This is a genomic window from Nonomuraea rhizosphaerae (genome assembly GCF_019396405.1).
Classification (GTDB): domain Bacteria; phylum Actinomycetota; class Actinomycetes; order Streptosporangiales; family Streptosporangiaceae; genus Nonomuraea; species Nonomuraea rhizosphaerae.
This window is the reverse complement of the sequence record NZ_JAHKRL010000358.1, coordinates 1-14,269: the sequence shown is the minus strand read 5'-3', so window position 1 is coordinate 14,269 and position 14,269 is coordinate 1. Positions and strand designations below refer to the sequence as shown.

Genomic DNA, 14,269 nt, shown 5'->3' with positions numbered 1-14,269 from the left:
CAGCAACGGACGGCCACCGACGGCTGCGCACAGCTGCGGAGCGGTGGCGCCAGGTCGGCTACGGGCTTGCCCTGCCGGCCTGACGCTGCGTCTCCGCGGTGGGCGCTCTCGCGCCGACGTTGACGCAGTGCACTTCGTCGACACATGTGCTTTTGCGGTGTGCTCGACATTCATGAGGTCGGCGGCGTAATTGGCTGGGTGGCGTACAGCCTAGGCGTTAGCTTTCGCCGTTGGTTGGTGCGGTTGCGATTTTGATTGCAGTCAGGGTGGAGCTTGTTGTGTTGGCTGCTGTCACACAGTCGACATCGCGTTTGGTGGGTTGGGCTATGACGAGAGAGGGCGCGAGGAGAGAGGGAAGCGGGCGGTTTGAGGTTGTCGTCGCAGGGGGTGGGGGCGTCGGGGTGGGGAGTGGTCTGGGTGGTCAGTAGGGTTGAGGGGTGGACTATCGTGCGGTTGAACGCGCGATCATGGACCGAGGCGTCGAGTGGGACTTCGAGCCGACGCTGGACCGGATCGCGGCTCTCTTGGACCTGCTCGGCTCGCCGCAGCGGGCGTACCCCGTCATTCACATAGCGGGGACAAACGGGAAGACGAGTACGGCGCGGTTGGTCGAGGCGCTGTTGAGGGAGCGGAACCTGCGGGTGGGGCGGTTCACGAGCCCGCACCTGATCTCCATGCGCGAGCGCATCACCGTTGACGGGCAGCCGTTGACGGAGGAGCGGTTCGCGGAGGTGTATGAGGAGATCGCGCCTTATGTGGAGTTGAACGACACGCAGGGGCGGCGGATCCAGTTTTTTGAGCTGCTCACGGCCATGGCGTTCGCGGCTTTTGCCGACACGCCGGTTGATGTCGCGGTGGTCGAGGCGGGGATGGGTGGGTCATGGGACGCCACCAATGTCGCCGACGGGACTGTTGCTGTGATCACGCCTATTTCGCTTGACCATACCGACAGGCTCGGGCCTGACATTCCGAGTATCGCGGGGGAGAAGGCGGGGATCATCAAGCCTGGTGCCACGGCGGTGCTGGCTCAGCAGACGCTTGAGGCCGCGGAGGTGCTGATGCGGCGGGCCGCCGAGGTGGGGGCGGTGGTGGCGCGGGAAGGGCTGGAGTTCGGGGTGCTCGCCCGTGAGGTGGCGATGGGCGGGCAGTTGCTGACATTGCGGGGGCTCAAGGGTGTCTACGAGGAGGTCTATCTGCCTCTGTACGGGGCGCATCAGGCCGGCAATGCCGTTTGCGCGCTGGCGGCGGTCGAGGCGTTGACCGGAGGGGACGAGCCGCTCGACGTGGAGCTGGTACGGCAGGCGTTCGCGCAGGTCAGCTCGCCGGGGCGGATGGAGGTGGTGCGGCGCGATCCCACGGTGGTGGTCGACGCCGCGCACAACCCGGGCGGGATGGAGGCGACGCTTGAGGCGTTGCACGAGGCGTTCGGGTTCGCGAAGGTGGTCGGCGTCGTCGCCGTGATGGCGGACAAGGACGTCGACACCCTGCTCGACCTGCTGGAGCCGGTGCTGGACGAGATCGTGGTCACGCGCAACTCCTCGCCCAGGTCCATGACGGCGCAGGAGCTGGCGGCTCGGGCGGTGCCGTTGTTCGGGGAGGAACGCGTACGCGTGGTCGAACGCCTCGACGAGGCCATCGACACGGGCATCGCCCTCGCCGATGCTGAAGGCGAGTTCAGCGGTACGGGCGTGCTCATCACCGGCTCGGTCGTGACGGCGGGAGATGCCCGCCATCTGCTCAAGGCGGACGGTGTGTGATGAACTTCGAGGTGACCCCGGGCATGCGCCGGCTCGGCGCCAGTGTGCTCGGCATGGAGGCGATCGTCGCGGGGCTGATTACGCCCGTGGCGATCAACAGCGGTATCTCCACCCCGGTGGCGCTCACGGTCGGGCTCGGGCTCGCCGTGCTCTGCGTGGTCGTCGCCGGGCTGCTCAAGAGGCCTTTCGCGTACGTGGCGGGCAGCGTGGTGCAGGTGCTGGCGATCGCCGCGGGGTTCGTTGTGCCCACTATGTTCTTCTTGGGAGCGCTGTTCGCGGCGCTGTGGATCACCGCGATTATCGTCGCTCGCCGTGTCGAGGGCGTGACTTCCCGCTAAAGTCGGCGAACATGACCGTCCCCCCGCTTCAACGGTCCCCGAACGAGTCATCCACGGGACCCACCGCACGTGCCAGGTTCCCATGGCTGCTCGACTGGGTGCTCGGGCTGCTCATCGTCGTCGCGCTGCCGTTGGCGATCATCTCGATCCCCAACACCGTGTCCATCGTCTCGGGCCTGCTGCCGGAGAGCTTCGACAAGCTCGCCCTGATGCGCGCGCACGGGCTGGCACTGCCGGCGATGATCCTCACCGTGCCGCTCGGCGCGGTGGCGCTGCGCCGCGTCAAGGTCGCCCACATGCTGGTCGGCGGGCTCACGCTGCTCGCCCTGGCCGACGTGGCGGGCGGCTTCGCGGGCTCGACGTTCGTGGTGGCCGTGCTGCGCATCCTGCACGGGATCGGCGCCGGCCTGCTCGTGCCCGCCACCCTCGTCGCCGCCTGGGGCCGCTCGCCCGCGCTGCGGGGGGTGTGGACCGGCATGCTCGCGTTCAGCCTGCTGGGCGCCCAGGCGCTCGCGCTGTGGCCGCTCGACAACGTGCAGGACTGGAGGGTCACACTCCAGCCGTACCCGATGCTGACCGGGGTGGCGCTCGTCCTCGCGGCGATCTACTTCGTCCTCTGGCTGGTGCAAGGACAGCCGCCGACGCCGACGCCCCGGGCCGACGAGCGCACGCGGTTGCTGCTGGCGAGCGTGCCCGCGGTGGGCATCGCCGTGGTGGCGATCAGCACCGCGAGCGAGGCGTGGGGCGCCGGGCTGGTCATCCTGCTCGCCGCGCTGGCGATCGTGGCGCTGCTCACGATGGCCTCCATGGGCGGGCGCGAAGGACGCACGCTGTCGTACGTGATGGTCGCGATCGGCGTGGTGCTGCTGCCGAGCATGGCCCAGGTGACGTACGTCGAGATGCGCGGCCTCGGCGGCCCTGGCATGACGGGGCTGTGGATTCCCTTCCTGGTGGCAGGGCTGCTGGGAGTGGGGGCGGCCGTGGCGGCGCGGCTGTTCGCCGGTGCCCGGTGGCTGACTCCGCTGGGGCTGCTGGCGATGGTGGTCGGGCTGTGCTCGGTGCGCGTGGTCGTGCCGGCGCCCGACGGGCTCGTGCTGGTGATCCCGTTCGCGCTGCTGGCGATGGGGGCGGCGGTGGCGCTCACGTCCGCGCTCGGCCGGGCGGGGATCGGGGCGGGGCTGTACGGGCTGGCGCTGTGCTTCCCCGGCGTGCTGGCCGGCTATCTGCTGGCGACCGGGGTCCAGTTGATGATGTTGCGCGGGGTCACGGTGGCGCAGCAGCTGGTGGACCGGTTCGTGGGCTCGCTGCATCTGTGGTCGTTGATCGGCGGGTTCCTGGTCGTGGCGGTCATCCTGCTGGCGGCGCTGATGGCGCGCCGCTCCGGGCCCGGCGACGGGGACGATGGGTCCGGTCCTTCTGAGCCAGGCGGGCCCGGGCACGGTCGTGAGGCGTCCTTGCTGGAGGATCCTGCTTCGGGCGGTGCCGGGATGTCCGCCGCGGGCGGCGGCGGGCGGGTCGTTGGGGGGACGGGGGCTGACGAGCCTGGTACTGACAAGTCCGGTGCTGTGGTCGATGACGACAGTGCGGGTGGGGGCGGGGCCGCGGGGCGGGTCTCCTCCGGGTGGGGGAGCCGGTTCGATGATTCCGCTGGTGGGGGAGCGAAGACGGCTCGGGTTTCCGCTTCGACGGGATCCAGGACGTCGGGCGGGGGTTCTGGCGGTGATGAGGGCTCCGTACCGCCGGTGCCGCCTCCCGCTCAGTCGCCCGAGGACTCCGTGTCCCCGTAGTGCGGGCCGCACCACGTACGTGGTATGCACGCGCAGCCGGGGGAGCCGTCGCGGGACGGTAAGCTGAGGCGCAGCCACCGCGACGCGAACTCCTGCGTCCCCCGGGCCGATTCCCCCGCGGATCAAGCCGGTGCACGTGGCCGCATCCCACACTCTGTTCGAAGGAGAACCTCAAGTGTCCGAGCGCACTCTTGTCCTGATCAAGCCCGACGGGGTGAAGCGTGGCCTCATCGGTGACGTGATCGCCCGCGTGGAGCGCAAGGGCCTCAAGGTCGTGGCGATGGACCTGCGCACCCTCGACGTCGACACCGCCAAGGCCCACTACGCCGAGCACTCCGAGCGGCCGTTCTTCGGCGAGCTCGTCGAGTTCATCACGTCGGGGTCGCTCGTCGCGCTCGTGCTGGAGGGGCCGCGGGCCGTCGAGGCGTTCCGGGCGCTCGCGGGGCTCACCGACCCGGTCAAGTCGGCTCCCGGCACGATCCGCGGGGACCACGCGCTGGAGATCGGCGAGAACGTCGTCCACGGGTCCGACTCGCCGGAGTCGGCGGCTCGGGAGATCAAGATCTTCTTCCCCGATCGGTTCTAGTTCGCCTGGTTGGCTTGGCCGGTCTAGCTGGTCGGCCTGGCTGGCCGGAATTGGACGCGCGGCTGTCGCCCGCGACCGTGAATGCCCGCTGCCGTAATGGTGGCGGGCATTTTGCTGTGTATGGGGATCTCTGCAGGTACGGGGCTTCGGCGCTGGACTGCGGCGCTGCTTGGTGGGCGGGGGAAAGGAGTGCCTGAATGTGGGGATGGTCGTGGGAGTGGTGATGGTCGTGTTGCGGGTGAGGAAGTGCACAGGCTGAGAGGTCCGCCGGAGGGAAATGCGCAGGCGAGGAAGTAGTGGGCGAGGGATGCAGGGGCGGTGGAGCAAGCGAGCGGGGAAGTGTGCGGGCGGGAAGTGTGCGGGTGCTTGTCTCGGCGGAGGGATGACGGCGGGCGCCTCGGCATGGAGGCGTGCAAGGGGCTACCCCATGGAGGTGTGAGGTGGGCCTGAGGTGGGCTGTGAGGCGTCCATACCTCGACTGGGGTCCAGGGTGTGGGAACGGGCTGTTGCGGCGCTGAGCAGGGCGGTGGAGGCCTGCAGCGCTGCTCAGAGGCGGGGCCGGGTCACGGGGTGACGGCTGGCCGGGGGCTGGGTCGCCAGGTGAGGGGGTGGCGGCCGGCGGGGTGGGTTGTGGGTGTAGGTGGGTCAAAACGGTGCAAGACGGAGGGCGAATGTTGTCCGCTGTCCCCGACGCCATCGGGCCTGCCGGAGGGGGCGCAGAATTTGTCTGGCGGAGAGGGCTCATTGCGCGCCCTGGTGGGTAACGTCACGTTACGATTCGAATTCGATCCGTAGTCATTGGCGAACGACATTACGGAAGGCTCCGTTCCCCATGGGCAGCAAGCTCGCGTTTCTCGGCCGTGACATGGCGGTCGACCTCGGCACCGCCAACACGCTCGTTTACGTGCGCGGGCGGGGCATCGTGCTCAATGAGCCGTCCGTAGTCGCGATCAACACCGCCACGGGGCGGATCGTCGCGGTGGGCATCGAGGCCAAGCGGATGATCGGCCGGACACCCGGCAACATCGTGGCCGTGCGGCCGCTCAAGGACGGCGTGATCGCCGATTTTGACGTGACCGAGCGGATGTTGCGTTATTTCATCCAAAGGGTGCACAAGAGGCGGCACTTCGCGAAGCCTCGCATCATCATCGCCGTGCCCAGCGGGATCACCGGGGTCGAGCAGCGGGCCGTCAAGGAGGCCGGGTACCAGGCGGGCGCCCGCAAGGTGTACATCGTCGAGGAGCCCATGGCCGCGGCGATCGGCGCCGGGCTGCCCGTGCACGAGCCCACCGGCAACATGGTCGTCGACATCGGCGGCGGCACCACGGAGGTCGCCATCATCTCGATGGGCGGCGTGGTGACCAGCCAGTCGATCAGGGTCGGCGGGGACGAGCTCGACCAGGCGGTGATCACGTTCGCGAAGAAGGAGTTCTCGCTCATGCTCGGCGAGCGCACCGCCGAGGAGATCAAGATGGCCATCGGCTCGGCGTGCCCCATCGGTGAGGAGTCGCACGCCGAGATCCGCGGCCGTGACCTGGTCAGCGGCCTGCCGAAGACGATCGTGGTGTCGGGCGAGGAGATACGCAAGGCGACCGAGGAACCGGTCAACACCATCGTGGACGCCGTCAAGACCACGCTCGACAAGTGCCCGCCGGAACTGTCCGGCGACCTGATGGACCGCGGCATCGCGCTCACCGGCGGCGGCGCGCTGCTCAAGGGCATGGACGAGCGCATCAAGTCCGAGACCGGGATGCCGGTCCACCTCGTCGAGAACGCGCTCGACTCGGTGGCGCTGGGCTCGGGCAAGTGCGTGGAGGAGTTCGAGGTGCTGCAGCAGGTGCTCGTTCCGGAGTCACGTCGCTGATGAGAGAGTTGCAACGCGCTCGGCTGTTCCTCGGGGTACTGCTCACGATGTCGCTGGTCATCCTGACCGTCGACCACCGCGCCGGCGTCGCCTCGCCGCTGTGGCCGCTGCGGTCGGCGGGCTCGTGGTTCTTCGGCACGGTGGAGCGGATCGGCGGCTCCGTCGCCCGCCCCGTGGGCGGCTTCGTCGCCGCCCTCGTCAACGCGCCCGGCGCGCAGGCCGAGCTCGACCGGCTCAAGACCGAGAACGCGAAACTACGTGCCGGGCTGGCCTCCAACAGGCTCGACGCCGTCCGCTCGACCGAGCTGAGGAAGCTGCTCGGCACGGCGGGGCTGGGCGGCTACAAGATCGTGACGGCCAGCGTGGTCGCCAGGCGCGGCCAGCCCGGCTTCGAGGACGCGGTCCAGATCGACGTGGGAACGCGTGACGGCGTGCGTCCTGAGATGACCGTTCTCAACGGCGAGGGGCTGATCGGCCGGGTCGTCCAGGTGTCGTCGGACACCTCGACCGTGGTGCTGATCAGCGACCCGGCCTCGGCCGCGGGGGCCAGGCTGGAGGGCGGGCAGGAGATCGGCGTCGTGCACGGGGTGGGGGAGAACGGGCGGCTCGTGCGGTTCCGGCTGCTCGACTCGACCGCGCCGATCACCCGTGGCGGGCGCATCGTCAGCTTCGGGTCCCAGCGTGGCGCGCCGTACGTGGCGGGGGTGCCGATCGGGGTGATCGAACGGGTGGAGGCGACGCCGGGTGAGCTGACCCGCATCGCGTACGCCAGGCCGTACGCGGACCTGACGGCCCTCGACGTGGTCGGCGTGGTGGTCCGCGCGCCCGCCAAGGATCCGAAGGACGCCGTGCTGCCCCGCGAGCCGCAGGTGGCAAGAGAAGCCGCGCTGCCCCGCGCACGTGGGGGCCAGCCGCGGCCACGCGACCGGCAGGGGGCCGTGTCGCCACGCAAGGAGGGGGCGCGATGACAGCCGCGCTGTGCGTGCTGGGTGCCCTGCTGGTGCAGGTCATGCTGGTGAACCGGTTGCCGTTGCCGGCGGGCGGGGCGCCCGATCTGGTGCTGCTGGCCGTGGTGGCCGTGGCGTTGCTGCGCGGCCCGGCCGCGGGGGTGGTGGCCGGGTTCTGCGCCGGGCTGCTGGTGGACCTGATTCCGCCGACGGCGCATTTGATGGGGATGTACGCGTTCGTGTTCGCGCTGGTCGGCTATGTCGCGGGGCGCGGCATCGGCGGGACCGTGACGACCGTCGTGCTGTGCGTGCTGATCGCGCCGCTGGTGGCGGCGGCGCTCGGCGGGCTGGTCGCCGATCCGCGGGTGACGCTGGAGACGCTGACCGAGCGGATACCGGTCTCGGCCGTCTACACGCTGATCGTCTCGCCGCTGGTCATCTGGCTGATCACGCGCGAGCGGCCACGGCCGAGGCTGCTGAAATGATCAGGATGCGGACCAGGCTGGTCGTGCTCCAGGTGATCGTGCTGGCGGTGCTGGCGGCGCTCGGCCTGCGGCTGTGGCAGGTGCAGGTCGTACGCGGGCAGGAGCTGGTGAACCGGGCCACCGAGACCAGGACGCGATCGGTGATCGTGCCCGCCGTGCGCGGGCAGATCCTCGACGCCTCCGGGCGGCCGCTGGTGCGCAACCAGACCTCGCTGGTCGTGTCGGTCGACAGGGCGGGGCTGCTCAGGATGCCCGACCAGGGACTGCCGGTGCTGCGCAAGCTCGGCGAGGTGCTCGGCGAGCCGGTCTCGTCGCTGCAGCGGCGCATCACGCCGTGCGGGCCCGGGGTGGGCAAGCCCTGCTGGACCGGCTCGCCGTACCAGGCCATCCCGGTCAAGCAGAAGGCCGACACCCGTGAGGCGCTGCAGATCCTGGAGCGGCAGGAGGAGTTCCCCGGCATCACCGCCGAGGTGCAGTCGGTCAGGCAGCACCCCGGCGGCAGGGCGGGGGCGCAGATGCTCGGCTACCTGCAGCCGGTCACCGAGGACGAGCTGGAGAAGCGCGAGGGGCTGAAGGCCGCGTTCTCCGGCGTGGACCTGGCCGGCCGCGACGGGCTGGAGTACGTCTACGACGAGGAGCTGCGCGGCAAGGCCGGGCTGCGGCGGGTCCAGGTGGACCGGATGGGCAAGGCCATCGGGGTGGAGGAGCAGCGGGCGCCGATCAGCGGCGACACGCTGGTCACCAGCATCGACGCCCGCGTGCAGACCATCGCCGAGCAGGCGCTGCAGCACGCGATGAAGAACGCGCCCCAGGCCGACGGCGCCGCCGCGGTCGTGCTCGACCCGTCGACCGGGCGGGTGATCGCGCTGGCCAGCCAGCCGGGGTACGACCCGGCCGTCTGGGCGGGCGGCATCTCCGCCCAGGGCTACCAGCGGCTGCTGTCGAACGCCACGGGCAAGCCGCTGGTGTCGCGGGCGCTGAACGGGATGTTCGCGCCGGGCTCGACGTTCAAGGTGTCGTCGGTGTCGTCGATGCTGCGGGCCGGGTACCCGATCAACGGCACCTACAACTGCCCCGGCGCGGTCAACGTGGGCGACCGGGCCTTCCACAACTTCCGCGGCATCGGGCTCGGCTCGATGAACCTGCACACCGCGCTGGTCAAGTCGTGCGACACGATCTTCTACAAGGCGGCGTACGAGCAGTGGCTGAAGGACGGCGGGCTGCATCCGAGCCCCAAGAAGCCGGCGAAGGAAGTGTTCGCGAACACGGCCAGGAAGTTCGGGTTCGGCAGGCCCACCGGCATCGACCTGCCGGGCGAGTCGGCCGGGCGCATCCCCGACCGCACCTGGAAGAAGGACACGTGGGCGCAGACCAGCGGCACCAGCTGCAAACGCGCCAGGACCGGCTATCCGGAGGAGAAGGACAGGTCGCGGGCCGAGTTCCTCAAGCGGCTGGCCAACGAGAACTGCCTGGAAGGGTTCCTGCTGCGCGCCGGTGACTCGGCGAACTTCTCGATCGGTCAGGGCGACGTGCTGGTGACGCCGCTGCAGCTGGCCAGGGCGTACGCGGCGATCGTGAGCGACGGCAAGTTGCGCAGCCCGCGCATCGGCTGGGCGACGGTGCGGCCCGACGGCACGCCGGTCAGCCGCATCGAGGTGCCGGTGGTCGGCAAGCTGCCGCTGTCGAAGAAGGAGCGGCTCTACATCAAGAGCGCGCTCAGCCAGGTGCCCTCGGACGGCACGGCGCGGGGGGCGTTCATGGGCTTCCCGATGAAGAAGATGCCGATCGGCGGCAAGACCGGCACCGCGGAGGTGTGGGGCAAGCAGGACACCTCCTGGTTCGCCTCGTTCGCGCCCACGTACGACCCGCGTTTTGTCGTGGTCGTCATGGTGTCGCAGGGCGGGATGGGCGCCTCGACCGCCGCGCCGGCCGCGCGGGAGATCTACGAGGGCATCTTCGGCTTCGCCGCCTACAAGAAGAAGGCCGCCCTGCCCGGCTGGAGGCCGGTGTCCAAGCTGCCGAAGTTCAGGGCCGACGGGACGGTCGCGGCGCGGGTCGTGACGGCGGCTGCGGGGGAGTGATGGACCGTACGTTGATGGCCGGGCGGCGCTCGTTCGCCCGGCGGGCGGTCGGCGCGGAGTCGGCCGTGTGGCGGCTGGACGGGGTGATGCTGGTCGCCGTCGCCGCGCTGTGCGTGATCGGCACGCTGCTGGTGTGGTCCTCGACCCGCACGTGGGCGCCCGGCTCCACGGGGCTGGTCAAGAAGCACATGCTGAACGTCGGCATCGGCGTGCTGCTGTGCGGGGCGGTGGCGATGATCGACCATCGCGCGATGCGCGCCTACGCGCCGCTGGTGTTCGTGCTGTCGCTGGTCGGGCTGGGGCTGGTGATCACGCCGCTGGGCGCCACCATCAACGGCTCGCACTCGTGGATCCTGCTCGGCGGCGGCTTCGCGGTGCAGCCGTCGGAGTTCGCCAAGCTGGGGCTGCTGCTCATCATCGCGATGCTGCTGGCCCAGCCCGCCGAGGGCAGCGACCGGCCGCGAGGGCTCGACATGGTGCTGGCGTTGCTCGCCGCGGCGCTGACGATGGGGCTGGTGATGCTCCAGCCGGACCTCGGGACCGCGCTCGTGCTGGCCGTGATCACGGCCGCCGGGCTGGTGCTGGGCGGGGTGCGCAAGCGGTGGATCTTCCTGCTCGGGCTGGTGGCGGCGGCCGGGGTGTTCTGCGTGTTCGCCTTCCAGATGCTGGAGCCGTACCAGGTGGCGCGCTTCACCGCCTTCCTCGACCCGCGGGTGGACCCGCGCGGCGTCGGCTACAACAGCACGCAGTCGCTCATCGCGATCGGCTCGGGGCAGGTGTTCGGCAAGGGGCTGTTCGGGGGCGGGCAGACGACTGGCCGGTTCGTGCCCGAGCAGCACACCGACTTCATCTTCACCGTGGCGGGCGAGGAGTTCGGCTTCCTCGGCTCGCTGACCGTCGTGCTGCTGCTCGGCGTGGTGCTGGTGCGCGGGCTGAAGATCGCCAGGCAGTGCGACGACAGGTTCGGCACGCTCGTGGCCGGGACGATCGTGTGCTGGCTGGCGTTCCAGACGTTCGTCAACGTGGGGATGACGATCGGCATCATGCCGATCACCGGCCTTCCGCTGCCGTTCGTCTCGTACGGCGGAACCGCCACATTCGCGAATCTCATCTCGATTGGGCTTCTCCAGGCCATCAGAATCCGCGAGCAGTCGTTTAATTAGACTATGTTCCTGGCTTACTGCGACGAGTGCGAGGAGCGCTTCCTCCTGCCCGCCAACCACATCACAGCCGTGCACAACCTGGACAGCGGCGTCATCGCGATCGAGCTGACCTGCTACGAAAGACATAAAATCGTCGTGCTGAGCGGCAAGGACATCGACATCCCGGGGCCGGCCACGGTCTGACCGCCGCTACCCTGGGTGCTATGTCTGTCGAGTCGATTTTCCCCCGCCTGGAAGCGCTGCTGCCCAAGGTGCAGAAGCCCATCCAGTACGTCGGGGGTGAGCTCAACTCGACTGTGAAGGACTGGGACTCCGCCGACGTGCGCTGGGCGCTGATGTACCCGGACGCGTACGAGGTGGGGCTGCCCAACCAGGGCGTGGCGATCCTGTACGAGATCCTCAACGAGCTGCCCGGCACGCTGGCCGAGCGCACCTACGCGGTGTGGCCCGACCTGGAGGCGCTGATGCGCGCCGAGGGCGTGCCGCAGTTCACCGTGGACGCCCACCGGCCGGTGCGCGCCTTCGACGTGCTCGGCCTGTCGTTCTCCACCGAGCTGGGCTACACCAACATGCTGACCGCCCTCGACCTGGCGGGCATCCCGCTGGCGGCGGTCGATCGCGGCGACGACGACCCGATCGTGCTGGCGGGCGGCCACGCGGCCTTCAACCCCGAGCCGATCGCCGACTTCCTCGACGCGGCCGTGCTGGGCGACGGCGAGCAGATCGCGATCGCCATCTCCGAGGTCATCCGCGAGTGGAAGGCCGAGGGCAGCCCCGGCGGGCGCGACGAGCTGCTGATGCGGCTGGCCGAGTCCGGCGGCGTGTACGTGCCGAAGTTCTACGACGTCGACTACCACCCAGACGGCCGCATCAAGCGGGTCGCGCCCAACCGGCCCGACGTCCCGTGGCGGGTGCACAAGCACACGGTCATGGACCTCGACGAGTGGCCCTACCCGAAGAAGCCGCTGGTCCCGCTGGCCGAGACCGTGCACGAGCGGTTCAGCGTGGAGATCTTCCGCGGCTGCACGCGCGGCTGCCGCTTCTGCCAGGCGGGCATGATCACCCGCCCGGTGCGCGAGCGGTCGATCACCACGATCGGCGCGATGGTCGAGAACGGCATCAAGGAGTCCGGCTTCAACGAGGTCGGGCTGCTGTCGCTGTCGTCGGCCGACCACTCGGAGATCGGCGAGGTCGCCAAGGGCCTGGCCGACCGCTACGAGGGCACCAACACCTCGCTGTCGCTGCCCTCGACCCGCGTCGACGCGTTCAACATCGACCTGGCCAACGAGTTCTCCAGGAACGGCAGGCGCTCCGGCCTGACCTTCGCCCCCGAGGGCGGCTCCGAGCGCATGCGCAAGGTGATCAACAAGATGGTCACCGAGGAAGACCTGATCCGCACCGTCACCACGGCCTACTCGCAGGGCTGGCGGCAGGTCAAGCTGTACTTCATGTGCGGGCTGCCCACCGAGACCGACGAGGACGTGTCCGGCATCGGCGACCTGGCCAAGAAGGTCATCAAGGCGGGCCGCGAGATCACCGGCTCGCGCGACATCCGGTGCACGGTCTCCATCGGGGGGTTCGTGCCCAAGCCGCACACGCCGTTCCAGTGGGCGAGCCAGGCCGACCACGAGACCGTCGACCGGCGGCTCAAGGCGCTGCGCGACTCGCTGCGCGGCGACCGGGAGTTCGGCCGGGCCATCGGCTTCCGCTACCACGACGGCAAGCCGTCCATCGTGGAGGGCCTGCTCTCGCGCGGCGACCGCCGGGTGGGCGCGGTGATCCGGGCCGTCTGGGAGGACGGCGGGCGTTTCGACGGGTGGAGCGAGCACTTCTCGTACGAGCGGTGGATGGCCTCGGCCGAGAAGGCCGGCGTCGACGTCGACTGGTACACCACGCGCGAGCGCGAGGAGAACGAGGTCCTGCCCTGGGACCATCTCGACGCGGGGCTCGACCGTGAGTGGCTGTGGCAGGACTGGCAGGAGGCCGTCTCGGGCGCCGAGGTGGAGGACTGCCGGTGGACCCCCTGCTACGACTGCGGCGTCTGCCCCACCATGGGGACAGAAATCCAAATCGGTCCCACGGGCCGCAAACTCCTTCCCCTGACGGTGGTCCAGCCGCGCTGAGTGCGCGGGCCGTGCCTCGCCGTGCATGATCCTGAGACGCCAAGTCGTCGAAGCGGCTTATCCTGAGACAAGGAACTTCGACACGGGAAGGACGACCAGCTCTGAAACCTGTTCCTGATGGGCCACCGCCCGCGCCAACGGTGCAGCGCCTGCGTGTGCGCTACGCCAAGCGCGGACGCCTGCGCTTCAGCAGCCACCGCGACATCTCGCGGGCCGTCGAGAGGGCGGTCCGCCGTGCCGGCATTCCGGTGGCCTTCAGCGCGGGCTTCTCGCCCCATCCGAAGATCTCCTACGCGGGCGCGGCGCCGACCGGCGTCGCCAGCGAGGCCGAGTACCTGGAGATCGGCGTCACGAAGTTGTGCGAACCGGGTCGGATCCGTGCCGATCTGGATGCTTCGCTGCCGCCGGGTCTCGACGTGCTCGACGTCGTGGAGGCCACCCAGTCCGGGCTGGCCGACCGCTTGGAGGCCTCGGAGTGGGTGGTGCGGTTGCCCGGCGCCGACCGAGAGCTCGCGGAGACGGCGGTGGCGAAATTCCTCGCCTCCGGCGCCGTGGAGGTCGAACGCCTGACCAAGAAGGGGCCCCGACGCTTCGACGCCCGGGAGGCGGTGCTGAGGCTCGAGGTGCCCGAGGGAACAGACAGAACCGCAGCTCAGGTGCCAGGACAGTCGTGTGTCATACTGCGCATGGTTGTTCGGCACGTGACTCCGGCCGTACGACCCGACGATGTGCTCACAGGGCTGCGCCTTGTGGCCGACTTCGCGCCGCCGGTTCCCCCCGAGGTGACCAGGCTGGCGCAGGGGCCGCTCGACGCCAGCACCGGTGCGCTTGCCGATCCGCTCGACCTTGACCGCGACATTACGCGCGGCGGCGAGGACGGTTCGGCGGGTGAGCACGTCGCCGGTTGATGAAGTGCCTTGCGAGAGCGGGGTACGACCGCTGACAGGACTTGGCGCCTGCGCTTCTCCCGAGGAGCGCGGGCGGACAACGAGACACGAGGGCTCCTGCGCGGCGCGGCGACGCGCCCGGGAGCTGACGGGAGAGCGCCCGCATGCTCGAGAACGAGCCCAACGGCGGGGCCAACGGCCCCGACGGGGAGACAACTGAACAGCCAAAGGTGACCAGGCGTCGCCGATCA

General features: G+C 69.9%; 12 protein-coding genes. All 12 read left to right on the top strand.

Annotation, left to right across the window (positions count from 1 at the left end):
- Positions 1–467: 467 nt before the first annotated feature.
- Positions 468–1,757, top strand: coding sequence for a bifunctional folylpolyglutamate synthase/dihydrofolate synthase (locus KME77_RS17985; RefSeq protein WP_219468869.1), 1,290 nt, complete (start codon positions 468–470; stop codon positions 1,755–1,757).
- Entirely contained in the window at positions 1,757–2,095 is a 339-nt protein-coding gene (locus tag KME77_RS17980) for a DUF4233 domain-containing protein (protein WP_219468865.1), read from the top strand. Before KME77_RS17985 ends, KME77_RS17980 begins: the two co-directional genes overlap by 1 nt.
- A gap of 11 nt (positions 2,096–2,106) precedes the next feature.
- Positions 2,107–3,882 carry a hypothetical protein gene (locus KME77_RS17975; protein WP_219468862.1) on the top strand — a complete coding sequence of 592 codons (1,776 nt, stop codon included), beginning with the start codon at positions 2,107–2,109 and terminating at the stop codon, positions 3,880–3,882.
- Between the two features lie 175 nt (positions 3,883–4,057).
- Entirely contained in the window at positions 4,058–4,468 is a 411-nt protein-coding gene (ndk, locus tag KME77_RS17970; RefSeq protein ID WP_219468859.1) for a nucleoside-diphosphate kinase, read from the top strand.
- Between the two features lie 832 nt (positions 4,469–5,300).
- Complete coding sequence (locus KME77_RS17965) at positions 5,301–6,332, top strand: rod shape-determining protein (protein WP_219468856.1); 1,032 nt, start codon at positions 5,301–5,303, stop codon at positions 6,330–6,332.
- Complete coding sequence (mreC, locus tag KME77_RS17960) at positions 6,332–7,300, top strand: rod shape-determining protein MreC (RefSeq protein ID WP_219468855.1); 969 nt, start codon at positions 6,332–6,334, stop codon at positions 7,298–7,300. The genes KME77_RS17965 and mreC overlap by 1 nt, the downstream gene beginning before the upstream one ends.
- Positions 7,297–7,764, top strand: a complete 468-nt coding sequence (gene mreD / locus KME77_RS17955; protein ID WP_219468852.1) for a rod shape-determining protein MreD — start codon at positions 7,297–7,299, stop codon at positions 7,762–7,764. The genes mreC and mreD overlap by 4 nt, the downstream gene beginning before the upstream one ends.
- Positions 7,761–9,845 (top strand): penicillin-binding protein 2, encoded by a 2,085-nt coding sequence (gene mrdA / locus KME77_RS17950; protein ID WP_219468847.1) that lies wholly within the window; start codon positions 7,761–7,763, stop codon positions 9,843–9,845. The genes mreD and mrdA overlap by 4 nt, the downstream gene beginning before the upstream one ends.
- Positions 9,845–11,008: a rod shape-determining protein RodA gene (gene rodA / locus KME77_RS17945; protein ID WP_219468844.1), complete on the top strand. Its 1,164-nt coding sequence runs from the start codon at positions 9,845–9,847 to the stop codon at positions 11,006–11,008. Before mrdA ends, rodA begins: the two co-directional genes overlap by 1 nt.
- A gap of 3 nt (positions 11,009–11,011) precedes the next feature.
- Positions 11,012–11,191: a hypothetical protein gene (locus KME77_RS17940; protein ID WP_219468840.1), complete on the top strand. Its 180-nt coding sequence runs from the start codon at positions 11,012–11,014 to the stop codon at positions 11,189–11,191.
- A gap of 20 nt (positions 11,192–11,211) precedes the next feature.
- Positions 11,212–13,131, top strand: a complete 1,920-nt coding sequence (locus KME77_RS17935; protein WP_219468838.1) for a TIGR03960 family B12-binding radical SAM protein — start codon at positions 11,212–11,214, stop codon at positions 13,129–13,131.
- A gap of 155 nt (positions 13,132–13,286) precedes the next feature.
- Positions 13,287–14,039, top strand: coding sequence for a TIGR03936 family radical SAM-associated protein (locus KME77_RS17930; RefSeq protein WP_308250748.1), 753 nt, complete (start codon positions 13,287–13,289; stop codon positions 14,037–14,039).
- Positions 14,040–14,269: the final 230 nt, after the last annotated feature.